At 63.7% G+C, this 24,149-nt stretch carries 22 protein-coding genes; 8 read left to right on the top strand and 14 right to left on the bottom strand.

Annotated elements, in window-relative coordinates; all coding sequences use genetic code 11:
• Positions 1-90: 90 nt before the first annotated feature.
• The 4 genes from FJ951_RS01115 to FJ951_RS01095 all read left to right on the top strand — a co-directional run bounded on the left by FJ951_RS01115 (position 91) and on the right by FJ951_RS01095 (position 4,263).
• Entirely contained in the window at positions 91-867 is a 777-nt protein-coding gene (locus FJ951_RS01115) for an HpcH/HpaI aldolase/citrate lyase family protein (RefSeq protein WP_140513052.1), read from the top strand.
• A 437-nt stretch (positions 868-1,304) separates the two neighbouring features.
• Complete coding sequence (locus FJ951_RS01105) at positions 1,305-2,102, top strand: ABC transporter substrate-binding protein (RefSeq protein ID WP_140513050.1); 798 nt, start codon at positions 1,305-1,307, stop codon at positions 2,100-2,102.
• A 158-nt stretch (positions 2,103-2,260) separates the two neighbouring features.
• Positions 2,261-2,935 (top strand): amino acid ABC transporter permease, encoded by a 675-nt coding sequence (locus FJ951_RS01100; protein WP_140496993.1) that lies wholly within the window; start codon positions 2,261-2,263, stop codon positions 2,933-2,935.
• 47 nt (positions 2,936-2,982) lie between these two features.
• Positions 2,983-4,263, top strand: a complete 1,281-nt coding sequence (locus tag FJ951_RS01095; RefSeq protein WP_140496995.1) for a cysteine desulfurase-like protein — start codon at positions 2,983-2,985, stop codon at positions 4,261-4,263.
• A 234-nt stretch (positions 4,264-4,497) separates the two neighbouring features.
• On the opposite strand, the gene FJ951_RS01090 is transcribed toward FJ951_RS01095, so the two are convergent.
• The 6 genes from FJ951_RS01090 to FJ951_RS28665 form a co-directional block, all read right to left on the bottom strand.
• Complete coding sequence (locus FJ951_RS01090) at positions 4,498-5,328, bottom strand: dipeptide ABC transporter ATP-binding protein (RefSeq protein WP_140496998.1); 831 nt, start codon at positions 5,326-5,328, stop codon at positions 4,498-4,500.
• Positions 5,325-6,182, bottom strand: coding sequence for an ABC transporter ATP-binding protein (locus FJ951_RS01085; RefSeq protein WP_140513048.1), 858 nt, complete (start codon positions 6,180-6,182; stop codon positions 5,325-5,327). The genes FJ951_RS01090 and FJ951_RS01085 overlap by 4 nt, the downstream gene beginning before the upstream one ends.
• Positions 6,183-6,184: 2 nt before the next feature.
• Positions 6,185-7,039, bottom strand: a complete 855-nt coding sequence (locus tag FJ951_RS01080; RefSeq protein WP_181165298.1) for an ABC transporter permease subunit — start codon at positions 7,037-7,039, stop codon at positions 6,185-6,187.
• Positions 7,040-7,109: 70 nt separating this feature from the next.
• Positions 7,110-8,117, bottom strand: a complete 1,008-nt coding sequence (locus FJ951_RS01075; protein ID WP_140497004.1) for an ABC transporter permease subunit — start codon at positions 8,115-8,117, stop codon at positions 7,110-7,112.
• A gap of 48 nt (positions 8,118-8,165) precedes the next feature.
• Positions 8,166-9,758 carry an ABC transporter substrate-binding protein gene (locus FJ951_RS01070; RefSeq protein WP_140497006.1) on the bottom strand — a complete coding sequence of 531 codons (1,593 nt, stop codon included), beginning with the start codon at positions 9,756-9,758 and terminating at the stop codon, positions 8,166-8,168.
• A gap of 210 nt (positions 9,759-9,968) precedes the next feature.
• On the bottom strand, positions 9,969-10,508 hold the full coding sequence (locus tag FJ951_RS28665; protein ID WP_224684797.1) for a hypothetical protein: 540 nt from the start codon (positions 10,506-10,508) through the stop codon (positions 9,969-9,971).
• A 97-nt stretch (positions 10,509-10,605) separates the two neighbouring features.
• On the opposite strand from FJ951_RS28665, the gene FJ951_RS01065 reads away from it, so the two are divergent.
• Positions 10,606-12,309, top strand: coding sequence for a long-chain fatty acid--CoA ligase (locus FJ951_RS01065; RefSeq protein WP_246671673.1), 1,704 nt, complete (start codon positions 10,606-10,608; stop codon positions 12,307-12,309).
• Positions 12,310-12,317: 8 nt separating this feature from the next.
• Positions 12,318-13,064 carry a methyltransferase gene (locus FJ951_RS01060; protein ID WP_181172190.1) on the top strand — a complete coding sequence of 249 codons (747 nt, stop codon included), beginning with the start codon at positions 12,318-12,320 and terminating at the stop codon, positions 13,062-13,064.
• Here the strand turns inward: FJ951_RS01060 and FJ951_RS01055 are convergent.
• On the bottom strand, positions 13,038-13,760 hold the full coding sequence (locus tag FJ951_RS01055; RefSeq protein WP_140497010.1) for an HAD family hydrolase: 723 nt from the start codon (positions 13,758-13,760) through the stop codon (positions 13,038-13,040). The two genes, FJ951_RS01060 and FJ951_RS01055, sit on opposite strands and share 27 nt — an antisense overlap.
• Positions 13,761-13,765: 5 nt before the next feature.
• On the bottom strand, positions 13,766-15,409 hold the full coding sequence (pgi, locus tag FJ951_RS01050; RefSeq protein WP_140513042.1) for a glucose-6-phosphate isomerase: 1,644 nt from the start codon (positions 15,407-15,409) through the stop codon (positions 13,766-13,768).
• A gap of 260 nt (positions 15,410-15,669) precedes the next feature.
• Here pgi and FJ951_RS01045 point away from each other — a divergent pair, with 260 nt between their 5' ends.
• The gene (locus FJ951_RS01045) at positions 15,670-17,163 is read left to right on the top strand and encodes a PLP-dependent aminotransferase family protein (RefSeq protein WP_140497014.1); all 1,494 of its coding nucleotides are present in this window, start codon (positions 15,670-15,672) and stop codon (positions 17,161-17,163) included.
• A gap of 193 nt (positions 17,164-17,356) precedes the next feature.
• Entirely contained in the window at positions 17,357-18,943 is a 1,587-nt protein-coding gene (locus tag FJ951_RS01040; RefSeq protein ID WP_140513040.1) for a trimethylamine methyltransferase family protein, read from the top strand.
• A gap of 23 nt (positions 18,944-18,966) precedes the next feature.
• Here the strand turns inward: FJ951_RS01040 and FJ951_RS28975 are convergent, their stop codons facing one another.
• The 6 genes from FJ951_RS28975 to FJ951_RS01015 all read right to left on the bottom strand — a co-directional run bounded on the left by FJ951_RS28975 (position 18,967) and on the right by FJ951_RS01015 (position 24,131).
• A complete protein-coding gene (locus FJ951_RS28975; protein WP_281405583.1) occupies positions 18,967-19,095 on the bottom strand; it encodes a hypothetical protein in 129 nt (42 codons plus the stop codon).
• Between the two features lie 111 nt (positions 19,096-19,206).
• The gene (locus FJ951_RS28660) at positions 19,207-19,368 is read right to left on the bottom strand and encodes a hypothetical protein (RefSeq protein ID WP_246671667.1); all 162 of its coding nucleotides are present in this window, start codon (positions 19,366-19,368) and stop codon (positions 19,207-19,209) included.
• Between the two features lie 104 nt (positions 19,369-19,472).
• A complete protein-coding gene (locus FJ951_RS01030; RefSeq protein ID WP_140513038.1) occupies positions 19,473-19,856 on the bottom strand; it encodes a VOC family protein in 384 nt (127 codons plus the stop codon).
• A gap of 19 nt (positions 19,857-19,875) precedes the next feature.
• Positions 19,876-21,267 carry a chromate efflux transporter gene (gene chrA / locus FJ951_RS01025; protein ID WP_140497020.1) on the bottom strand — a complete coding sequence of 464 codons (1,392 nt, stop codon included), beginning with the start codon at positions 21,265-21,267 and terminating at the stop codon, positions 19,876-19,878.
• A complete protein-coding gene (locus FJ951_RS01020) occupies positions 21,264-22,082 on the bottom strand; it encodes a sulfurtransferase/chromate resistance protein (protein WP_140497022.1) in 819 nt (272 codons plus the stop codon). Before FJ951_RS01020 ends, chrA begins: the two co-directional genes overlap by 4 nt.
• A 243-nt stretch (positions 22,083-22,325) precedes the next feature.
• Positions 22,326-24,131, bottom strand: a complete 1,806-nt coding sequence (locus FJ951_RS01015; RefSeq protein ID WP_140513036.1) for an IlvD/Edd family dehydratase — start codon at positions 24,129-24,131, stop codon at positions 22,326-22,328.
• Between the last annotated feature and the right edge of the window lie 18 nt (positions 24,132-24,149).

The following is a 24,149-nucleotide window of genomic DNA, read 5'->3' as shown; positions in this document are numbered from 1 at the left end:
CCCGCGCGAAAATATTTCAAGCCTGAAATAGCTTCGCCTCGCCGCTGTTTGCGGATATGAATTCCGGCACGACAACAAGGGGATGGAACGATGAGCGGGTTTCGCCACAAATGCATCTGTAGGGAAAGCCTCGTCGGTTCCTTTGCCGCCATTCCGCATCCCGTTGCGGTCGAGGTGATGGCGCAGTCCGGTCTCGATTTCCTCTGCATCGATTGGGAACATGCCCAGATTTCGCGCGACATGATCGAGGCGATGGTGCGCGCGGCCGATATCCATCGCGTGCCGGCCATGGTGCGCGTGCCCGGCCATGCACCGGAAGCGATCGCCGCGGCATTGGACAGCGGCGCGCAAGGCGTGCTCGTCCCGCGCGTCTCGACCGCCGCCCAGGCGCAGGCGGCGGTGAAGGCCTCGCGTTATCCGCCGACCGGCGAGCGCGGCGTCGGGCCCGGACGGGCCGCCGGCTATGGCTACCGCATCTCCGAATATGTCGCTCAGGCCAATGACAGCATCGTCGTGGCGGTTCAGGTCGAGACATCGGAAGGGCTGGCCAATATCGAGGCGATCGCCGCCGTCGAGGGCGTCGACGTGATCTTCGTCGGGCCCGGCGATCTCTCCGTATCGATCGATGCGATCGGCCCCAAAGGCGCCGACAAGCTCGCGCAAGCGATCCGCAGGATCATCGATGCGACGATCGCGCATGGCAGGACATCCGGGATCTTCTGCGCGAAGCCGCAGGATGTCGCCCGATGGGCAGCACTCGGCGCCAGTTTCTTCATCCTGGCCAGCGACACGATGCTTCTGGGGGCTGGCGCTGCTGCCGGCAAAGCCAGCGCGGATGCCGAACTGGGCAGGAGCGGCCGCAGCTAGCGCTATCGAAAGGTATGCCAGGCGCCGCCGCCGCCAACTTTTTAAGCTTAAAACTTTTGCCTTGAAAACTGCCGCGGTTTGGATAAGCATTCCTCGATCGATGGCGACTGCCGTTCCGGACGGGCTTGCCGGATATCCATCGTGGTGCATCGGGTGGGATCAAAGGGTTTCAGTCCTTGTCGTTCATGCTGCCCCCAGTCATCCTCCGACACGCGCCATGCGTGCGATGGCGTGCGCGCCAGATCCACGCTCCGCATACCGAGAGCATCGCCAACCTTGCCTTCCCGCCCATGTGCGTCTGCCGCGACCGGACAGCGCCCGACCGTATGGCGGCGAGCATGAATTGACGCCCCGCTGGGAAGTGGGGCGGCAAGAAACCGTGCGGGCAGCAGCCCGCCCGATCAACAACCAGAGGGAACACCCCAGAGGGACCAACAATGAGCCTGACCCGTCGCAATCTCATGCTTCTCGCGGCCGCCATCGGCATCGCCGCCGGACCGGCAACCGCCTATGCCGCCGATGTGCTCAATGTCGGCGCCTACCCGACCAACCCGCCCTTCGAGTACAAAAACGAGAGCGGCACTTTCGAGGGTTTTGAGGTCGACATCGTCAACGAAGCGGCAAAGCGCGTCGGCATGACCACCGACATCGCCGATCTCGGCTTCCAGGCGCTGTTCGCCGCCACCACCTCGAAGCGCATCGATGTCGCCATCTCGTCGATCACCATCACGCCGGAGCGGCTGAAGTCGCAGTCGTTCACGCAGCCTTACTATGATTCCGACATGGGCATCGCCACCAAGACCGACAGCCCGATCAAGGCCGAGGCCGACCTCAAGGGCAAGATCGTCGGCGTGCTGTCCGGCTCGACCGGCGAGACCTGGGTCAAGGCGCATCAGGAGGCCGATGGCCTCAGCGACGTAAAGGGCTATGACACACAGCAGAACCTTTTGCTCGATCTCAGCGCCGGGCGCATCGACGCGGCTGTCAGCGACATTCCGGGCATGCAGTACTCCTTCACCAAGATGAAGGATCTCACCGTCAAGGAACGCATCAAGACCGGCGAACAGTACGGGCTGATGATGACCAAGGACCACCCGCTGCTCGGCAAGCTCAACGACGCGCTGACGGCAATGAAGAAGGACGGCACGCTGGCCGCGATCCACAAGAAGTGGTTCGGCAGCGACGCGCCCGCCGATTCCTCGACCGCCAAGGAAATGCCGGTGCCGAAGGCCTGAGCGGCGGCCGCCAAGGAGAATGTGCCGGCTCGAAAGGCCGGCACGTTCCGTTTGATACATAGTCTCCCGGAACCAGCGCGGCGCGGCAAAACCGCTTTCGCTGTTCCGGACCTCTGCTCCGGCGTCAAGGGACGCCAAACGGTTCGGGAAAGCCTCCCATGTCGCTGCTCGATACCTTCTTCAACGCCGACGTCATCGCGTCCAGTCTGCCGGCGCTGCTGCGCGGCTTTCTCAACACGCTGCTGCTCGGCCTGCTCAGCATCGGCATCGGCATCCCCATCGGCCTGGTGATCAGCCTGTTGCGGCTTTATGCGCCGAAGCCGCTCAGATGGCTGGCGGTCGGCTACACCGACATCTTCCGCGCGCTGCCGGTGCTGGTGGTGCTGATCCTGATCTACTATGCGCTGCCCTTCCTCGGCATCCGCCTGTCGTCCTGGGCTTCCGCCGTAACGGCCTTCGCCATCATCATGTCGGCCTATTCGGCGGAAGTGTTCCGCTCCGGCATCGAAAGCATTCCGCGCGGCCAGTTCGAGGCGTCGCAGGCGCTCGGCCTGCCGTTCCTTTTGACCTTGCGCAAGGTGGTGCTGCCGCAGGCGGTGCGCGTCGTCATCCCGCCGATGACCAGCAACTGCGTCTCGATGTTCAAGGACACCTCGCTCGCCTCCACCGTGGCGCTGCCGGAACTCCTGAAGGAAGCGACCAATGCGCAGTCGCTCTACGCCAACCCCTCGCCGCTGATCGGCGCAGCCCTGGTCTATCTCATCTTCCTGTGGCCGATGGTTCGCCTCGTCAGCCTGCTTGAAGACCGTTTCAAGACCGAGAAGACGCGCTGACCGCGCCTACAATTTCCCCTCTACCGAGCACTTCGCAGGAGACGACCATGAACAAGCATCAAGCCGCCAATGCGACCGGCACTTCCGGCGCGTTTCCTGTTGAACGAATCCGGGCGATGTTCCCGGCCTTGCAGCGGGCAGGCGATTTCATCTTCCTGGACAACGCCGCCGGCGCGCAGATTCCGCAGAGCGTGCTCGATGCGGTGACCAACCATCTGGTATCGCACAATGTGCAGCGCGGCGGCCGCTATGGCCGCAGCGTCACTGTCGATCAGTCGGTCGCCGATGCGCGGACAAGCGTGGCACTGCTGATCAATGCCTACAGCCCATCCGAGATCTGCTTCGGCATGAACGCCACCTCGTTCATCCGCCTGGTCAGCCTCGGCATCGGCCAGATGCTTGGAGAGCGCGACGAGATCGTCGTCACCGACATGGACCACGACGCCAACATCGCGACATGGCTGGCGCTCGAATCCGCCGGCGCCAAGTTCAAATGGTGGCGCATGCGCGAGGACGGCAATCTGCATGTCGACGATCTGCGCCCGCTGGTTTCAGAACGCACCCGGCTTGTCGCCTGCACGGTGACGGCGCATTCCATCGGCTCGATCGTCGACGTGGCTTCGGTGGCAGGGATCGCGCACGCCGCCGGCGCCGAAGTGTTCCTCGACTGCGTGCATTACGGGCCGCATGGGCTGATCGACGTCCAGGCATGGGATTGCGACTATCTCGTCTGTTCCGGCTACAAGAATTTCTCGCCGCATATGGGTTTCCTGTGGGGCCGCTTCGAAACGCTGAAGCGACTGCCGACCTTCCGCGAGGACTTCATCCCCGACGAGCCGCCCTACAAGGTCGAGGCCGGCACCTTCATTTACGAGAACGTGTCGGGCATGGATGCGGCCGTGCAGTATCTCGAGCTCATCGGCCGCAATCTTGCTCCGTCCAACAACCGCTCGCGGCGCGAAAACATCGTCGCCGGCATGGGCGCCATCCGCGACTACGAGCTGGTGCTGGCGCGCGAGATGCTGGCTGTGCTGAAGAGCTGCGGGGCAACAATCTACGGCGTTTCCGAGGAGGCCCGGATCAACGAACGCGTGCCGACCTTCTGTTTCAACATCGGCAAATTGTCGCCGCAGCGGATCGTCGAGGAAATGGCCGAGATGCAGATCGGCATTCGCGACGGCCACATGTACGCCCCGCGCCTGATGAAGCGCCTCAACCTGTCGATGGACAGCGGCGCCATCCGCGCCTCGCTGGTGCACTACAATACGGTCGAGGAAGTCAGGCGTTTCGGTGAAGCGCTGCGGGCTGTCATCGCGAAGCTGTCGTAGCGCTCGACCCTTTTCGCGAGAGAAACCGGAGGCGTGACTGCCTCCGTTTCGTCATCCACGGGCGGAGCAAGGAGCGGAGCGACGCGGCGCAGACCCGAGGATTCATGCCGTGATATGCGAGCGTTACCACGGTGCACAACCTGCTCCGCAGCGCTTTTCGGCTGAGATAACGGCATGGATCCTAGGATCTCCGCACCGCGTTGCGGCGCTCCGCCCTAGGATGACGAATTGGAGTCACGCCGCTTTCTTCTTCGCCAGCCTCGCCTTGATGCTGGCGACATCGGCGCGCGGCGTGGCGGCGAACAGCGTCCTGGTGTAGCTGTGCTTGGGGTCTGAAAAGACCTCGTCGCGCGAGCCGTATTCGACCGCCTCGCCGAAATACATCACCATCACGTCGTCGGCGATGTAGCGCACCACGGAGAGATCGTGGCTGATGAAGACATAGGTCAGCTGGAATTCGTCCTGCAGGTCGGCGAGCAGGTTGAGCACCTGTGCCTGCACCGAAAGATCGAGCGCCGAGACCGGCTCGTCCAGCACCAGAAGGCTCGGGTTCAGCATCAGCGCACGGGCGATGGCGATGCGCTGGCGCTGGCCGCCCGAGAACATGTGGGGATAGCGGTTGTAGTGCTCGTGACCGAGGCCGACCTTCTTCAGCATCTTCATGGCGAGGTCGCGCCGCTCGGCGGCCGTCTTGTCGGTGTTGATCAGCAGCGGCTCGCCCAGCACGTCGCCGATCTTCTGGCGCGGGTTGAGCGATCCGTAGGGGTTCTGGAAGACGATCTGCACCTTGCGGCGCATCTCCCTGGTCAATCCGCCCCTGGCGATGTCGACCTTGTTGCCGTCGATGAACAGTTCGCCCGATGTCGCCGGATCGATGAGCGTGATGATGCGGGCGAGCGTGGACTTGCCGCAGCCGCTTTCGCCGACGATGGCGAGCGTCTTGCCCTTATCCACGGTGAACGAGACGCCCTTGACCGCGTGCACCGTGCGCGGCCCGCTGAACAGGCCGCCGCCGATATGGTAGTCGCGAACGATGTTCTTGCCTTCGAGGACGGTGGTGCTCATGCGGAGGCTCCCGCGGCCGAGGGCGCCGGCTCGAACAGCATGTCGGAAACGGTCGGCAGCCGGTCGCCGACCGCGTTCTCCGGCAGCGCCGACAGCAGCGCGCGCGTGTAGTTGCTTTTCGGGCTCTCGAACAGCGACAGCACGTCGGCCTCTTCCATCTTGCGGCCCTTGTACTGAACAATGACGCGGTCGGCTGTCTCGGCCACCACGCCCATATTGTGGGTGATCATGATCAGGCCCATGCCGTATTTGGCCTGCAGCGAAACCAGGAGATCAAGGATCTGCTTCTGGATGGTGACATCGAGCGCGGTGGTCGGCTCGTCCGCGATCAAGAGCTTCGGATTGCAGGCGATGGCGATGGCGATCATGACGCGCTGGCACTGGCCGCCCGACATCTGGTGCGGAAACGAGTTCAGCCGTTCTTCCGGATCGGCAATGCCGACGAGCTTCATCAATTCGATGCCGCGCGCGCGGCGCTGGGCGCGGTCCATGCCCATATGGAAGCGCAGCACCTCCTCGATCTGGAAGCCGACGGTGAAGCACGGGTTGAGGCTGGCGATCGGCTCCTGGAAGATCATGGAGATATCCTTGCCGACGATCTTGCGCCGCTCGGACGGGCTGAGCTTCAGCAGATCGACGCCGTCGAAGGCCATGCGGTCGGCCTTGACGGTCGCGGTGTTGGGCAGCAGCCCCATCACCGCCAGCATCGCCACCGATTTGCCGGAACCGGATTCGCCGACGATCGCCAGCACTTCGCGCGGCTCGATCGACAGGTCGATGCCCTGCACGGCCATGAACGGACCGGCGGCGGTGTCGAAGGAAACGGTGAGATTCTTGATCTCGAGCAGGGACATGCTCACGACCTCTTCAGCTTGGGGTCGAGCGCGTCGCGCAGGCCGTCGCCGATCAGGTTGATGGCAAAGACGGTGATCAGGATGGCAAGGCCCGGGAAGGTCACCACCCACCAGGCGCGTAGGATGAACTCGCGTGCTTCGGCCAGCATCGTGCCCCATTCCGGGGTCGGCGGCTGCGCGCCCATGCCGAGGAAGCCCAGCGCCGCGGCCTCGAGGATGGCGTTGGAGAAGGACAGCGTCGCCTGCACGATCAGCGGCGCGATGCAGTTGGGCAGGATGGTGACCAGCATCAGCCTGAAATGGCTGGCGCCCGCGACCTTGGCCGAGATGACATATTCGCGGTTCTTCTCCGCCATCACGGCGGCGCGGGTGAGCCGGGCGAAGTGCGGCTGCAGCACGAAGGCAATGGCGATCATGGCGTTGACCAGCCCAGGTCCGAGAACGGCGACCAGCACCAGCGCCAGCAGCAGCGACGGGAAGGCCAGGATGATGTCCATGATGCGCATGATGAGCGTATCCACCCAGCCGCGGCAGTAGCCGGCGAGCAGGCCGAGGATGACGCCGGAGATCAGCGCCGTGGTGACGACGACGAAGCCGATGGCGAGCGAGAAGCGCGAGCCGTAGATCAGGCGCGAGAGAATGTCGCGGCCGACGGCGTCGGTACCGAGCAGGAACTGGGCGTTGCCGCCCGCCTGCCAGGCCGGCGGCGTCAGGAAGAAGTCGCGGAACTGGTCGTCCGGCGAATGCGGGGCGAGCAGCGGCGCGAAGACCGCGATCAGGATCAGCAGCGCGAAGACGAAGAGGCCGATCACCGCGCCCTTGTTGATCGAGAAATAGTGCCAGAACTCGGCGAACATCTGCAGCCGGGCGTCCTGCGGCCTGACGACGGTCGCGGCTTCGATTGTGGCAGGGCCTTCGTTGGTCATGTCAATTCGCCCGGATACGCGGGTTGATGACGGCATAGAGCACGTCGACGATGAGGTTCACCGACATGACGATGAGCGCGATCAAAAGCAACCCGCCTTGCACGGTGAAATAGTCGCGCTTGGAAATAGCGTCGATCATCCATTTGCCGATGCCTGGCCACGAAAAAATGCTCTCGGTCAGGATGGCGCCGGTCAGGAGCGTGCCGACCTGCAGGCCAATGGTGGTGACGACCGGGATCAGCGCATTGCGGAAAGCGTGCAGCCCGATGACGCGGCGAGGCGCCAGGCCCTTGGCGCGCGCGGTGCGCACATAGTCCTCGCCGAGGACCTCGAGCATGGCCGACCGCGTCTGCCTGGCGATGACGGCAAGCGGAATGGTGCCGAGCACGATGGTGGGCAGGACGAGGTGCGACAGGGCCGAGCGGAATGCACCCTTCTGTCCGGAGATCAGGGAATCGATGGTCATGAAGCCGGTTACCGGCTTGAAGAAATAGAGAAGGTCGATGCGGCCGGAAACCGGCGTCCAGTGCAGCATGCCGGAGAACACGATGATCAGCAGCAGCCCCCACCAGAAGATCGGCATGGAATAGCCTGCCAGCGCCGTTCCCATGGTCAGTTGGTCGAACCAGGAGCCGCGGCGGATCGCGGCGAAGATGCCGAAGGCGACGCCGATGACGATGGCGAAGATCATGGCGAAGATGGCAAGTTCGACCGTCGCCGGGAACCGCACCAGGAAATCCTTGAGCACCGGCGTCTTGGTGGAAAACGAGGTGCCGAAATCACCGCTGAGGATATTGGCCAGATAGGTCAGGTACTGTCGCCAGATCGGCAGGTCGAAGCCGAACTGGTGCATCAGCGCAGCGTGACGTTCGGGCGACAGGCCGCGTTCGCCCGCGAGCACCAGCACCGGATCACCGGGCAGGATGCGCACGAAGCCGAAGGCGAGGATGGTTATCCCGATGAAGGTCGGGACGATGAGGGCGAGCTTGCCGAGGATATAACGCAGCATGGCGGGCGAGGTGGGACGGCGCTGTGGCGCCGCCCCGTTTCGCGAACCTTATTCGGCGATATCGACGCCGTCGAAGCGATGGATGCCGAGCGGATCCATCGCAAAGCCGGAGACGGTCTTCTGCATCGGCATGAACACCTTGGAGTGTGCGAGCGTCGCCCACGGTGCCTGTTCCTTGAAGATGACCTGCGCCTGTTCATAGAGCTTGGTGCGCTCGGCCTGGTCGGAAACCGTCTTGGCCTTGTTGATGAGCGCATCGAAGTCCTTGTTGCACCATTCCGCGCGGTTGTTCGAACCGACGGAAGCGCAGCTCAGGAGCACACCGAGGAAGTTGTCCGGATCGCCATTGTCACCGGTCCAGCCGACGATGACGGCACCATCGTGATCGACCGCCGAAGCGCGCTTGAGGTATTCACCCCAATCGTAGCTGACGATGTTGACGGTGACGCCGACCTTGGCGAAGTCGGCCTGGATCAGCTCGGCGGTGCGGCGCGCGTTCGGCATGTAGGGGCGCGACACAGGCATGGCCCAGACATTCATCTTGAGGTCCTTGACGCCGGCCTCTTCGAGCATCTTCTTGGCCGCATCCGGATCGTACGGATCGTCCTTCACGTCCTTGTTGTAAGACCACATGGTCGGCGGGATCGGGTTGACGGCCACCTGGCCGGCGCCCTGGAAGACCGCGTCGATGATAGCCTTCTTGTTGATGGCCATGTTGAGCGCCTTGCGCACGCGCACGTCGTCGAACGGCTTCTGCTGGGTGTTGTACATCAGCGCACCGACATTGAGGCCTTCCTGCTCGTCGACCTTCAGGTTCGGATCGGCCTGCAGGCCGGCGATGTCGGCCGGCGCCGGGTAGGACATGATGTTGCATTCGCCGGCCTTCAGCTTCTGCGCACGGACCGCCGGATCGGTGGTGATGGCGAAGACAAGGTCGTCGATCTTCTGCTTGCCGCCCCAATAGTCGGGGTTGGCCTTGTAGCGGATGGCAGCGTCGGTCTGGTAATCGACGAAGATGAACGGGCCGGTGCCAATCGGCTTCTGGTTGAACAGTTCAGGCGTCTTGTCCGCCTGCAGCTTGTCGGCATATTCCTTGGAAACGATTGAGGCGAAGTCCATGCCCAGCGTCGGGATCAAAGTGATCGCCGGCTCCTTGAGGGTGAACTTCACCGTCAGGTCGTCGACCTTCTCGACCTTGGTGATGTTGTCGCCGAACTGGTCATTGTAATACTGGTAGGCAATGCCCGGTATGTACTGGAACCAGGGGCCGTTCTTGTCGACCTGACGCTGGAACGAGAACACCACGTCGTCGGCGTTGAAGTCGCGCGTCGGGGTGAAATAGTCGGTAGCGGCGAACTTCACACCCTTGCGAAGCTTGAACGTGTATTCCTTGCCATCGTCGGAAATGGACCAGCTTTCGGCCAGGCCCGGCGAGACCGTTGTCTTGCCATGATCGAATTCGACGAGGCGGTTGAAGACCGTACGCGAAGACGCATCGAACGTCTGTCCCGCGGTGTAGGGCGCCGGGTCAAAGCCTTCCGGCGAAGCTTCGGCGCAGTAGACCAAGGTTTTTGCGTTGGCCACGCCGCCCAGGACGCTTGCAGCCAGCAACGCGGCTGCAAAAGTCAGTTTCTTCCTCATTGAGCACTCCCTGATGTTTTTCCAAGCCCCTCTATCAGGCTCGCGAAGCGCGCATATAAGCACCGTTTCTCCGGCTTTGGAACACCCAGTTTGCCTACCCCATGGTAAGCGGGAAAAAAATCCTCCTCTCCGCAAAAAAATGGAAAAATTCAGTATTTTTTTCTATTCACAACATTATTAACGACCGCATTTTTTTATTGATCACCAATCTTACGAGATCAACGTCGCGCCCGCTTTCATATGACCGGGGATGCCGGACGATGCAGGGCCGCTGCGCCCGTGGCGGGAAAGATTTTCGGCGGCAAATCTTTCGACGGCTTGCCGCTGGGGCAAGGCTTGCACGCCCGCCGATAGAGGCCATACATAGACAAGGCACCGTCGGCAGCGGGGGACGCCTCTCTTAGCAGGAGGCGAGCGCGGCAGGGGCGAACAAAACAGGGAGGGACGGTTGGCAAAAGCATCGAACAGGACGGCTCCGCCGAAGACGGCCAAGGCGACCCTGAAGCCGGCCGCGGGCGCCGACAAGCAGCCAACGCCCTCCGCCAAGAACGCAAAGGGCGCAAAGAGCACAAAGGCAAAGGTCGCAGGGAAACCTTCCGCCGGCAAGGCGGACGCTGTTGTCAAACCGGCCGCGAAGCCGGCGGCCAAAGCCGTCCCCGCAAAGACGTCGGCGAAGGCCGGAACTGCTAAAACCGGGACGACAAAGACCAGTTCGACCAAGGCCGGGACGACGAAGACTGGCGCGAGCAAGACCGGGGCGACCCGGACTAGCAAGACTGGGGCCGCACAAGCCGCATCCGTGGCCAAGCTGGCACCGGCGGCCTCGAGACCGGCGGCCGCCAAGCGATTGCCGAAAGCGCTCACCGCCCTTGCCGCAGGCTTGCCGGAAAAGCCCTGGCTGGAAAGCTACCCGAAGAACATGCCGGCCGAGATCGGCGCCCTGCCCTACAGCTCCATCGGCGATTTCCTCGTTGCCGCCTGCAAGCAATTTGCCGGCCAGCCGGCCTTCACCTGCATGGGCAAGTCGATCACCTATGCGGAACTCGAACGGCTTTCGGCGGCGTTCGGCGCCTACCTGCAATCGACCGGGTTGCCCAAAGGCGCACGCGTCGCCCTGATGATGCCGAACGTGCTGCAATATCCGGTGGCGATGATGGCGGTGGCGCGCGCCGGCTACACGGTGGTCAACGTCAACCCTCTCTACACGCCGCGCGAGCTGGAACACCAGGTCAAGGATTCCGGGGCACAAGCGATCATCATCCTGGAGAACTTCGCCAGCACCTTGCAAGCGGTGATCGCCAGGACGTCGGTCAAGCACGTCGTCGTCGCGGCCATGGGCGACATGCTCGGCGGGCTCAAGGGAAGCATCGTCAATCTGGTGGTGCGCCGCGTCAAGAAGATGGTGCCGGCCTGGTCATTGCCCGGCCATGTCAAGTTCAACGCGGCGCTGAAGGTGGGCAGCGGCATGGGTTTCAAGCCGGCCAAGGTGGCGGCCGACGATATCGCGTTCCTGCAATATACCGGCGGCACCACGGGAATCTCGAAGGGTGCTATCCTGCTGCACAGCAACGTGCTGGCCAATGTCGCGCAGAATTCGCTGTGGCTGCAGGACGCTTACACGGTCAAGCCAAAACCCGCCCATCTCAACCTCATCTGCGCACTGCCGCTCTATCATATCTTCGCGCTGACCGTGAATGCGCTGATGGGCATGCAAATGGGTGGACAGAACATACTGATCCCCAACCCGCGCGACATCCCCGGCTTCGTCAAGGAAATGGGCAAGTATCCGATCCATATCTTTCCAGGCCTCAACACGCTGTTCAACGCGCTGCTCAACAATGAGGATTTCCGCAAGCTCGACTTCAAGCCGCTGCTCCTGACGCTGGGCGGCGGCATGGCGGTGCAGAAGGGCGTCGCCGAGCGCTGGAAGGCGCTGACGGGCTGCCCGGTCAGTGAAGGCTACGGCCTGTCGGAGACGTCGCCCGTGGCAACGGCCAACAAGTTCAGCTCCGGCGAATTCACCGGCACGATCGGCCTGCCGCTGCCGTCTACCGAGATCGCCATCCGCGACGAGGAGGACAACAATTTGCCGCTCGGCGAGGTCGGCGAAATCTGCATCAAGGGGCCGCAGGTGATGGCGGGCTACTGGAACCGGCCTGACGAGACCGCCAAGGTGATGACCAAGGACGGCTTCTTCAAGTCGGGCGACATGGGCTTCATGGACGAGCGCGGCTACACCAAGATCGTCGACCGCAAGAAGGACATGATCCTCGTTTCCGGCTTCAACGTCTATCCGACCGAGCTCGAGGAAGTCGTGGCGCTGCATCCCGGCGTGATCGAAGTGGCGGCAATCGGCGTGCCGGACGAGCATTCGGGCGAAGTGCCGAAACTGTTCATCGTCAAGAAGGACCAGGCGCTGACCGCCGAGGCCATCACCGCCTATTGCCGTGAGAACCTGACCGGCTACAAGCGGCCCAGATACATCGAATTCAGGACAGAACTGCCGAAGACGCCGGTCGGAAAGATCCTGCGGCGCGCATTGCGCGAATAGGAGCCGGCTTGGACCACGATCTTGCCGGCGACGATGCGCCGGACCGGCGCCAGCGCCTCGACCCGGCCGAGTTCATCAAGGCCAACATGCGCCTTGTCCCTGCGCCTGCGCTTCCAGAAATCCGGTTTTACACGGCGCACCCCAGCAGCGGATTGAGACGGCTCGTCGAGCCCGAAGGCGATGCGGAAGATGCACCGGAGCCACAACCGCCCTACTGGGCCTACGCATGGGCCGGCGGCACCGTGCTCGCGCGCTATGTCCTCGACCATCCGATGACCGTGGGGGGACGCCGCGTGCTCGACCTTGGTGCCGGTTCCGGCATTGTCGGCATCGCTGCCGCGAAGGCCGGGGCCCGCGAAGTGATCGCCGCCGAGATCGACCGAAACGGCGTCGCCGCGCTCGGTCTCAATGCAAAAAACAACGGCGTCACGATCTCGGTGATCTGCAAAGACATTACCACCGGTCCGCCACCGGCGGTCGACCTTGTGCTGGCCGGCGACGTGTTCTACGGACCCGATGTCGCCGAACGCATGATCCCCTTCCTCGACCGCTGCCTTGCCGATGGCGTCGAGGTCCTGATCGGCGACCCGCGCCGCGCCGATCTACCATTGTCGCGGCTCAGGCTGCTCGCCGAATATCAGGTGCCGGATTTCGGCGACGCGAAGGGCGCCGCAAGCAGGCCGAGCGGCGTCTTTTCCTTCGAAGCCGAGACGCCGCTAGCGACGAGATCAGATCGTCTCCTTGACCCGCGCTGAAAGGAAATCCGGCAGGTCGACAACCGAATCCAGGATCACGTCGGCAATTCCGGCCAGAGATTCACGCGTGCCGGTGCCCGAGAGCACGCCGACCGCCAGGCCGCAGCCGCCGGCACGCGCCATTTCGAGATCGTGGCGGTTATCGCCGATCATGGCGACCTGCGTCGGCTTCAGGCCGGTGAGATCGCAGAAGGCCTGGATCGTATCCGGCGCCGGCTTGGGATTGGCCACCGCGTCATAGCCGTAGGCGGCGTCGAACAGCTGCGCGACACCGAGCGTCACCAGCGTTTTTTCCGCGCCGCTGGTCGAATCGTTGGTGGCGACGCCGAGCCGATAGGACCTTGCGTGCAAGGTGCCGAGCGTTTCGACGATGCCCGGCAGAGCCACCGCCATCGCCGAGCCCTGCACCGAGGTGATCTGGTTGAAGCGGGCGACGGCCAGCATCTGGTCTTCATCGGACAGGCGCGGAAACCACAATTCGACGACGTCGAGATTGGTGCCGGAGGCAAAGATGGAGTCGGGCTTGAAGCGCCTGTTGGCGAAATCGAAGCCCGCGGCCGCAAGCAGCCTGTCGGCCTTCCAGCGGTCGCCTTCGGAGGCGTCCATGGCCATGAAGTCGGCAACCCCGAGCCAGGTCGCATTGAAGTCGACAAGCGTTCCGTCCTTGTCGAACAATATTCCCTTGATGTCTGCCAACTCAGTCACTCCGAACCACGCAATTGGTGGATGTGTTCCACCAGGCCGGCGGTCGAGGCATCCCGCTTTGCGGCACTTTCCTTGCCTTCCACGACTGGCAGAAGGCCGGTGGCCAGTTCCTTGCCGAGCTCGACGCCCCACTGGTCGAAGGAGTTGATGTCGAACAGCGTTCCCTCGACGAAGACGCGGTGTTCGTAGAGAGCGATCAGGCGGCCGAGCGTGCGCGGGTCGAGCTTGCGATAAAGAATGGTCACCGAGGGCCGGTTGCCGGAGAAGACGCGGTGCGGGGCAATGCGATCGACATCGGCCGGCTTCATGCTCTTGGACAGCATCTGCGCGCGCGCTTCCTCCAGCGTGCGGCCCCTCATGAAGGCTTCCGACTGCGCCAGGCAGTTGGCGAGCAGCAGGTCGTGATGGTGCTTCAGCTCCGGCTCGTGGCCGTTCGCCGCGGCGAGGAATTCGACCGGAATGAAATCGGTTCCCTGGTGCAGGAGCTGGAAGAAGGCGTGCTGGCCGTTGGTGCCGGGCTCGCCCCAGACCAGCGGCCCGGTCGGCGTCGCCACGGGGCCGCCGTCCAGGGTGACGCTCTTGCCGTTCGATTCCATGTCGAGCTGCTGGAGATAGGCCGGCAGCCTGGACAGGCGCTGGTCATAGGGGATGACCGCGCGGGCCGGGTATTTGCAAACGACGCGATGCCACCAGCCGACAAGGCCAAGCAGCACCGGCAGGTTTTTGGCCAGCGGCGCGGTGCGGAAGTGTTCGTCCATTTCGTGCGCGCCATCGAGGAAGGCGCGGAAATTCCCCGGGCCGACGGCGATCATCACGGGAAGGCCGATGGCGCCCCACACAGAATAGCGGCCGCCGACCCAATCCCAGAAGCCGAAGACGCGGTCCGGCTCGATGCCGAACTTCGCCACCAGGTCGAGTGCCGTCGAGACAGCGGCGAAGTGCTTGCCGATCGCTTCCTTGCCGAGCGCCTTCTGGACCCAGTCGCGCGCCGTCTGCGCATTGGTCATCGTTTCGACCGTGGTGAAGGTCTTGGAGGCGACGATAAAAAGCGTGCTCTCGGCGGAAAGGCCCTTCAGCGTGTCGTGGATATGGGCGCCGTCGATGTTGGAGACATAGTGCGCGCGCGGACCGTCATGATAGGGCGCCAGCGCCAACGTCGCCATGGCCGGGCCGAGATCGGAGCCGCCGATGCCGATATTGACGATGTCGGTGATCTTCTTGCCGGTGGCGCCTGTCGCCTTGCCGGAACGCACCGCGTCGGCGAAGGCGCCCATCGCGTCCAATACGGCAATGACCTCCGCCTTCACATCCTGCCCGTCGAGCACGATGCCCTTGCCGGTCAGGTTGCGCAGGGCGGTGTGCAGAACAGCGCGGCCCTCTGTAACGTTGATCTTCTTGCCGGCGAACATGGCGGCGCGGCGGCCTTCGAGATCGGCGGCGTCAGCCAGATTCTCCAGCAGGTCCATCGTGCGCGCATCGACGGCGCATTTCGACCAGTCGAGCAACAGGTCGCCGTAGCTGGCGGAGAACGTCTTGAACCGCTGCGGATCGGCGGCGAAGGCCTGGCGCATATCGCCGGCTGCCGCGGCGCGATGGTCGCGCAAGGCGGCAAGCTGTTTTTGGAAGGCTGACTGATCCACCGGCGGGCTCCTGGGACTGTTAAATTATCTTAGCAGACCGGATGTTTCCGGCGCGTGTCGTCGCGCCAAACTATTGAGCCGAATTCCGTCCGGTCAATACACGGCGATGACGCACTGCGTTACACGGGATGCGAAGGCCGAAAGATCACTGGCATAAATCCCAAAGATCAGAAAAATTGATTGGCGCAACCCCTTGTGCCACCGTTACATTCGACTGGTCCAGCCAAACGAAAAAAGCTGGCCATCGAGGAACATTTCCCATGCCACAGCGCAACGACACGGCCATATGGTCCGGCCTGTTCCGGATTTCGGCCGAATCCGGCCAGACTTTGCAGGCACAGATCCGCCAGGCGATCGTGGCCGCTATTCTCGACCGCCAGATCGCCGCTTCGATGCCGCTTCCGTCATGCCGGATATTGGCCGAAAAACTCGGCGTGGCGCGCGGAACCGTGGTGCTGGCCTTCCAGCAACTGGTCGACCAGGGCTTCCTGGTGGCGCGCGAGCGGCGCGGCCATTTCGTCAATCCCGACGTTTTGGCGACGCCGGCCAAGCCGCACCAGAAGGCGCCCGACCAGGCCAACGAGATCGACTGGAAGGCACGCCGGCAGATCGCGGCCAGCGACATGCCGCCGCCGGCCAAGCACGAGAACTGGATCAAGTCGTCCTATCCCTTCGTCTATGGCCAGTTCGATCCGGCGCTGTTCCCGACCGCCGAGTGGCGCGAGTGCAACCGCATGGCGCTTGCCGTGCTGGAGATCCGCAACTGGGCCTCCGACATGGTCGATCGCGACGATCCGCTGCTGATCGAGCAGATCCAGGCGCGGCTGCTGCCCAGGCGCGGCATCTTCGCCAACCCCGACGAGATCATCGTCACGCTGGGCGCCCAGAACGCGCTCTACATGCTGGCGACGCTTTTGATGACCAAGGGCTCGAAGGTGGCGATGGAGGATCCGGGCTACCCCGACGCACGCTCGATCTTCCGGCTCGCCGGCGCCGACATCCAGCCGGTGCCGGTCGACCAGTCCGGCATCGTAACCTCTTCGATTCCCAACGATTCCGGCTTTGTCTTCGTCACGCCCAGCCATCATTGCCCGACCATGGTGCCGCTGTCGGCGGAGCGCCGGCAGGACCTTCTGGCGCGCGCCAACCGCTACAACCAGATCATCATCGAGGACGGCTATGACAGCCAGCTTCTCGACGAGGCGCCGCAGCAGGCCTTGAAGAGCCTCGACCGCTCCGGCCGCGTCATCTATGTCGGCTCGATGTCGAAGACGCTGGCTCCGGGCCTGCGGCTTGGCTACATCGTGGCCTCGGCTGGACTAATCGCCGAACTCAGGGCGCTGCGCCGCTTCATGCTGCGCCATCCGCCGGCCAACAACCAGCGCGCGGTCGCGCTGTTCCTGTCGCTCGGCCACCACGAAGCGCTGGTGCGGCGGCTGTCGAGCGCCTTCGACGAGCGGCGCAAGCGCCTGGTCCATGCGATTTCCGCTTTCCTGCCCGAGTGGCGTTCGACCGACTCGGCCGGCGGCACGTCGCTGTGGCTGGAGGGACCGCGCGGCACCGATTCCCGCGGACTGGCCGAGGCCGCCGCCTCGCGCAGCGTCATCATCGAGCCGGGCGACCGCTTCTTCGACCGCACCGAAAAGCCTTCGCGTTTCATGCGCTTGGGCATCTCCTCGATCGCGCTGCAGCATATCGAGCCCGGTATCCGCGAACTTGCAACCGCCGCGGGCCGCAGGCCGGCCGCCGCCTGATCACCTGGGCCTGACCACCTCCCGGGAGCCGCGCAACAGCGGCTCCTGCTTCTTTAGCACTGGCATATGCAACCGGACCGGCTGGCTCATAGGCTGTGCCAATGCCGGCGGCATAGTCGAGGCCTAAAGGGGACGAAGCAGCCGATGGTGGACCAACCGCCGCCCTGCTTCCGAGAAAAGGTGGAGTGCTTCCATGTCAGTGGCTGTCGAAAAGCAGGAAGCGGCCGACCAGCGTTCGCGCCGCTCCGGCGGACGCGAAGCGCGTCGCGCCATGCGGGCGGCGCCGCTCGCCGACGACATCAGGCCGGTTCGCGCCGGCCTTGAGGGGGGGAGCTATGGCCCCCTGCGCGGCACTGATTGCGAGCGCATCCACGAAGCGGTGCTGACCCTGCTGGAGACGGTCGGCTTCGCCAACGCAATCCCGTCCTGCATCGAGGCGCTGACCAAGGCCGGCGCCAGCCATGGCGACGACGGCCGTATCCGTTTCCCGCGCGCACTGGTGCTCGACACGATCAAGCGGGCGGCGCGGCATTTCACGCTGCACGGCCAGGACCCGAAGCACGACATGGTGATCCAGGGCAAGCGCGTGCATTACGGCACGGCGGGTGCTGCCGTGCATCTTGTCGACGTCGAGAAGCGCGAGTATCGCGAATCCTTGCTGCAGGACATCTATGATGCCGCGCGCATCGTCGACGGGCTCGACAACATCCATTTCTTCCAGCGGCCCATGGTGCCGCGCGACATTCCCGATCCGCTCGAAATGGACTTCAACACGCTCTATGCCTGCGTGATGGGCACGTCCAAGCATGTCGGCACGTCCTTCACGGTGCGGGAGAACGTGCAACCGGCGCTCGAAATGCTCTACGCGATCGCCGGTGGCGAGGAGAATTTCCGGGCCCGGCCGTTCGTGTCGAACTCCAACTGTTTCGTCGTGCCGCCGATGAAATTCGCCGAGGACGCCTGCGGCGTGCTCGAGGCCTGCGTCGAAGGAGGCATCCCGATCCTGCTGCTTTCGGCCGGACAGGCCGGGGCCACCGCTCCGGCGGCGATCGCGGGTGCGGTGGTGCAAGCCGTGGCCGAAGTGCTGGCCGGCCTTGTCTATGTCAACACCATCAAGCCGGGCCATCCGGCGATCTTCGGTACCTGGCCGTTCGTGTCGGACCTGCGCACCGGCGCCATGTCCGGCGGCTCGGCCGAACAGGCGGTGCTGACCGCGGCCTGCGCGCAGATGGCGCAGTTCTACGACCTGCCAGGCGGTTCGGCCGCCGGCATGACGGATTCGAAACTGCCCGACATCCAGTCCGGCTATGAAAAAGGCATTACCAATGTGATGGCCGGCCTTTCCGGCCTCAACCTGGTCTACGAATCGGCCGGCATGCATGCGTCCCTGCTCGGCTTCTGCCTGGAAAGCCTGATCATCGACAACGACATGCTGGGCCATTGCCTGCGCTGCGTGCGCGGCATCGAGGTGACGGACGACGCGCTGTCGATCGACACCATTGCTGATGTCTGCCTGAAAGGCCCGGGCCACTATCTCGGCAACGAGCAGACGCTGAAGCTGATGCAGACCGAATATTTCTACCCCGCCGTCGGCGACCGGTTTTCGCCGAAGGAATGGAACGAGAAGGGCCGACCCGACATATTGCAGCGGGCGATCGTCGAGAAGAGGCGCATCCTCGCCGAACGCTTCCCGCGCCATGTGCCGAAGCCGCTCGACGACAGGCTGCGCGCCCGCTTCGGCGACATGATCAAGCTGCCGCGCAACGGCATGGGCGGCTGAGAACGCCCCCCTTTGAAAATAGGTTAATCCGCGCTCAGCCCATAATGTTCGACGACCTCGGTATTGACCAGCTTGGCGTGTAGCGCCATCAGCACGATCTGGGCGTCGAAACTGTCTCCGGCATCGACCGCGGCCTCTATCCGACGCTCCACGTCCTGCCGCGGCTGCGCGCCATGAGAGCGCTCGAATGCCTCAGGCCCAGCAATACAATAGCTGAACAAACACGCCACTTGCGCATAAGCCTGCGGCGGCGGCTCGTCGGGTCAGTGATCCTTCATCAGGTTGACGATGGTGAGCTTTACGCCCTCCGGCACAAGGGCGGGATGCAAGTCGGCTCCGCGCAATGCGGCATCGAGCTGCCTGAGGTCGCTTGAACGGCCGAACATGCCGAGGAAACCGAGGGAAGAGCGTCGTTTGGCCATCATGGTCCAATCTGTTTCCCAGCAAATTGAGTGGCCTGGCAACGGAATGCAAATGCCGTGCAGGTGGTTTCTGCCCATGTCAGCTGGCTATTCGTGACAGCGACGCATTATCTGCGCCCCGGTTCGAACAGTTCCACCAGATTGCCGGATGGGTCCCGCAGCAATATCTGGCTGCCGCCCATGCCCTTGACGACGTCGTTCCTGAAAGCCTGGCCGGCAGTTTTCAGCTTGCGAACCACGCCTTCGAGATCCTCGACCTCGATCTGAATGCGGTTCCAGCCACCGGGTTCGGGCACGCTGCCGTCGGGCATCGGCTGCGACGCCCCACCAGGGCCGCCAGCGGCATTGAGCAGAAGCCGCAGGTTGCCCCTGGAAAGCATGGCGAAGGACGGCGCCGGGTGCATGGCGACCGTGAAGCCGAGATGGTCGCGGTAGAAGGCGATCGCCCTGTCGACGTCATTGACTATATAGCGAACGTTGACCGTTTCCATGGTCTCCTCCGTGCCGAAGCTACCCACTCGCCGCAAGCAATAAGACACCCGCCAGGGCCGATCCGGCAAGCGTCGGCAGCATGCCGATTTTCAGCTTGAGGATGGCGATCATGGTAGCGCAGGACAGCAGCGCGGCACGCCAGTCGATCGAGGACAGCACCGGCATCTCCATTCCGAGCCCCGTCGCGCGCACGTCGCGGAAGATGACGTGCAAGGCGAACCACAGGGCCAGATTCATGATGACGCCGACGACCGCCGCGGTGATCGCGCCCAATGCCGCCGACAATGCCTTGTTGCCGCGCAGCGCCTCGATGTAGGGCGCGCCGAGGAATATCCAGAAGAAGCACGGCGTGAAGGTAACCCACAGCGTAAGCAGCGCTCCAAGCGATCCGGCAAACAACGGATATGGCGATCCGGAATGGCGCAAGCCTGCAAGGAAGCCGACGAACTGCAGGACCAGGATGAGCGGTCCTGGCGTGGTTTCGGCAAGGCCCAGGCCATCGACCATTTCGCCTGGCGCAAGCCAGCCAAGAGAGCCTACGGCCGCTTGCGCGACATAGGCCAGAACGGCATAGGCGCCGCCGAAGGTGACGACCGCCATGAGGCTGAAGAAGCCGCCGATCTGCGTCCAGACGCTGTTTGCCGATGTGAACGCCCAGATCAGCACAACCGGTCCAAGCCAGATCGGCAGCCAGATCGCGATGGTGCGCGGCGCGTGCCATCGCGTCGGCCTGGTGTGGGCCAGTTCGCCGCGCTCGAACATCAGATCGACCGCGCCCGTGGCGTCGGGAGCTTCGTCCTTGCCATGCGCGGCGCCAGAAAACAGGGCCGGCGCGATGCCGTTTCCGACCCATCCCACCAGTCCTGCAAACAGGACGAGGAGCGGAAAGGGGACGTTGAGCACGTAGATGCCGACAAAGGCGCAAAGCGCGATCGCCGCCATAACCCGGTTCTTCAAGGCGCGCCGGCCGATGCGGATCACGGCCTCGACCACGATCGCCAGCACCGCCGCCTTCACCCCGAAAAACAGCGAGTCGACCAGCGGCGCATCGCCATAGAGCGCATAGAGGATGCTCAAGGTCAGCATGACGACCGCCCCGGGCACGACGAAGAGGATGCCGGCGACAAGACCGCCGATCGTCTTGTGCAGCAGCCAGCCGATGTAGATGGCGAGTTGCTGGGCCTCGGGGCCAGGCAGCAGCATGCAGTAGTTCAGCGCATGCAGGAAACGCTGCTCGCCGATCCAGCGCTTTTCCTCGACCAATTCCCTGTGCATGAGCGCGATCTGCCCAGCCGGTCCGCCGAAACTGAGCAACCCGATCTTCGCCCAGAGTTTCGTGGCCTCGCGGAAGCTCGGGACCGCAGGCGCCTCGATGAGGTCAGCACTTTCCTCGGAAAGGAGGGAGCTCATGACGCCTTCGCCCCGGCCGGCCAATTGTGCGTTTCGTCGGTGGCATCGCGGCACCAGCGGAAGAACGCGTCGTAAAGCAGCATGCCGGCATCCAATTGTTGCAGGTCATCCCGAAACATGCGCGACAAACCAAGCGAGGCAGCGAGAAATCCCGCTGCCTGCGGAACCAGGTCGAGGCTGGCCGTGTCGGCTGCGCGCACGATCACGGCGAGGCGGTCGAGCGCTTCGGATTCGAGCCCGAACTCCTCGAGCATCGTGTCGAAGGTGCAGCGCTCGCCGCGATGGCTCCAGAACGCATTGTCGATGTCGAAAGGCACGGCCTGAAAACGATCGGCGACATCGGGCACTTCCGCGGCGTCGACGAACAGGAAGACCGCTTGAGGATCGACGAAACGGCGGATCAGCCAGGGGCAGGCGATGCGATCGACTTTGGGCCGGGCCCGCGTCACCCAGACGGTGCGGCCCTTGTCGTCACGAGGCGGCATCCTGTCGGCACGGACCAGAAGGCCGTGGGCGTCCCGCCAGGCTTCGAAGCCGCCTTCGAGCGATTCGGCGGCAATCCCTTCATGACGCAACCATGCGGCGACGCCTTGCGAGAGCTTTTTTCCCTGCTGGCAGACGACCGCCACGCGGCCACCGGCGAAGTCGGCTGCCCAAGTCTGGACGGTTTTGAAATCGCGCCGGTACGACGCCGGCAGCAAACGTGGATCGGCGTTGTAGTCGTCCTCGGTACGGATATCGAGGATTGCAGGCGCGCCCGGCAAACCGACCATACGGATCAGTTGCGGCACGGTGACAGCGGTTGTTGACGGCATGGCGTCCACCTCCTGAAAGAGAAGCCTGGACGCGAACGTTGGGCTGACGCCTCACGGGGTCGTCGCGATGAACCCCTTGCAGCGATGGTGGATTTGTTGGGCAGGCTTGTCAAGGACGCAATGTCCTCGGTCCATAGCGGGCCACGAAACGAAAAAACGACCGGCGGCCGATCAGGCCGCCGATCGTCGATCGCTATCCGTCAATTGTCGCTTCAAACAATCGATGAATGTCCCGGGGAATAATCAGTGATTGTCCCGGGGCACGCCCTTCGTATGAGCGACGTCCTGGTATTTCACCGCCGGTTTCAGCACCATGCCGCCCGAGAACTGGTCCACCATACCGCGCTGGATTTCCTGCCACGGCGTCTGGTGCTCGGGATAATGGTAGCCGCCATTGTTCTGCAGCTCGGCGCGGCGGCGGGTGATCTCGTCATCGGTGACGAGAATGTTGGCCGTGCCCTTTTTCAGGTCGATGCGAACGCGGTCGCCTGTCTTGAGCAACGCAAGCCCGCCGCCGATGGCGGCTTCCGGCGAGGCGTTGAGGATGGAGGGCGAGCCTGACGTGCCGGACTGGCGGCCGTCGCCGATGCAGGCCAGCGCGTGGATGCCCTTCTTGATGAGATAGGCCGGCGGCTGCATGTTGACGACCTCGGCGCCGCCGGGATAGCCGACCGGACCGGCGCCGCGCATGAACAGGATGGTGTGCTCGTCGATCCCTTGCGCCGGGTCGTCGATGCGGGCGTGGTAATCCTCCGGACCGTCGAAGACCATGGCATTGCCCTCGAAGGCCTCGGGGTCCTTCGGGTTGGAGAGATAGCGCTCGCGGAATTCGGGCGAGATGCCGCTGGTCTTCATGATTGCCGAATCGAACAGATTGCCCTTGAGATTGATGAAGCCGGCATTGGCCTTCAGCGGCTCGGCGACAGTGCGGATGACCTCGCGGTTCTCGTTGACGGCATCGCGGCAATTGTCGCCCATTGTCTTGCCGTTGGCGGTCAGAGCATCCGGATGCGGCAGCAGCCCGGCTTTCATGAGCTCCGCCACCACGGCCGGCACGCCGCCCGCGTGATGGTAGTCCTCGCCCAGATATTCGCCCGTCGGCTGGAGATTGACGATGAGCGGCACGTCGAGGCCGATCTTCTGCCAGTCGTCATTGTCGAGCGGCACGCCGAGATGGCGGGCGATGGCGTTGAGATGGATCGGCGCGTTGGTGGAGCCGCCGATCGCCGAATTGACGACGATGGCGTTCTCGAAGGCCTTGCGCGTCATGATGTCGGAGGGCTTCAAATCCTCGTGCACCATATCGACGATGCGTTTTCCCGTCTCGTAGGCGATCTGGCCGCGCTCGCGATAAGGAGCCGGAATCGCGGCCGAGCCCGGCAGCTGCATGCCGAGCGCCTCGGCCAGCGAGTTCATGGTGGTGGCGGTGCCCATGGTGTTGCAGTAGCCGGTGGACGGCGCCGAGGAGGCGACGATGTCCATGAACTCGTCGTAGCCGATCTCGCCGGCCGACAGGCGCTGGCGCGATTCCCAGACGATGGTGCCCGAACCCGTGCGCTTGCCCTTGTGCCAGCCGTTAAGCATGGGACCGACCGACAGCGCGATGGCCGGAATGTTGACGGTCGCCGCCGCCATCAACAGCGCCGGCGTCGTCTTGTCGCAGCCGATGGTGAGCACGACGCCGTCAAGCGGATAGCCATAGAGCACTTCTACCAGGCTGAGATAGGCAAGGTTGCGGTCGAGAGCTGCGGTCGGGCGCTTGCCGGTCTCCTGGATCGGGTGGCACGGGAACTCGAAAGGAATGCCGCCCATCGAGACGATGCCTTCGCGCACGCGTTTGGCGAGCTCGATGTGGTGGCGATTGCAAGGCGACAGGTCGGAACCGGTCTGGGCGATGCCGATCAGCGGCTTGCCCGACATCAGTTCGGCGCGCGTCAGCCCGTAATTCAGGTAGCGCTCCAGATAGAGTGCCGTCATTCCCGGATTGTCGGGGTTGTCGAACCACTCCTGCGAGCGAAACTTTTTCTTTCCTGCGGGGGCGCCAGCCATCATGGTCTCCGTATTTGT

The sequence above is a fragment of the Mesorhizobium sp. B2-2-3 genome, assembly GCF_006442405.1.
Taxonomy (GTDB): Bacteria; Pseudomonadota; Alphaproteobacteria; order Rhizobiales; family Rhizobiaceae; genus Mesorhizobium.
The sequence above is the reverse complement of the archived record's forward strand: the minus strand, read 5'-3'. Positions and strand labels throughout refer to the sequence as shown.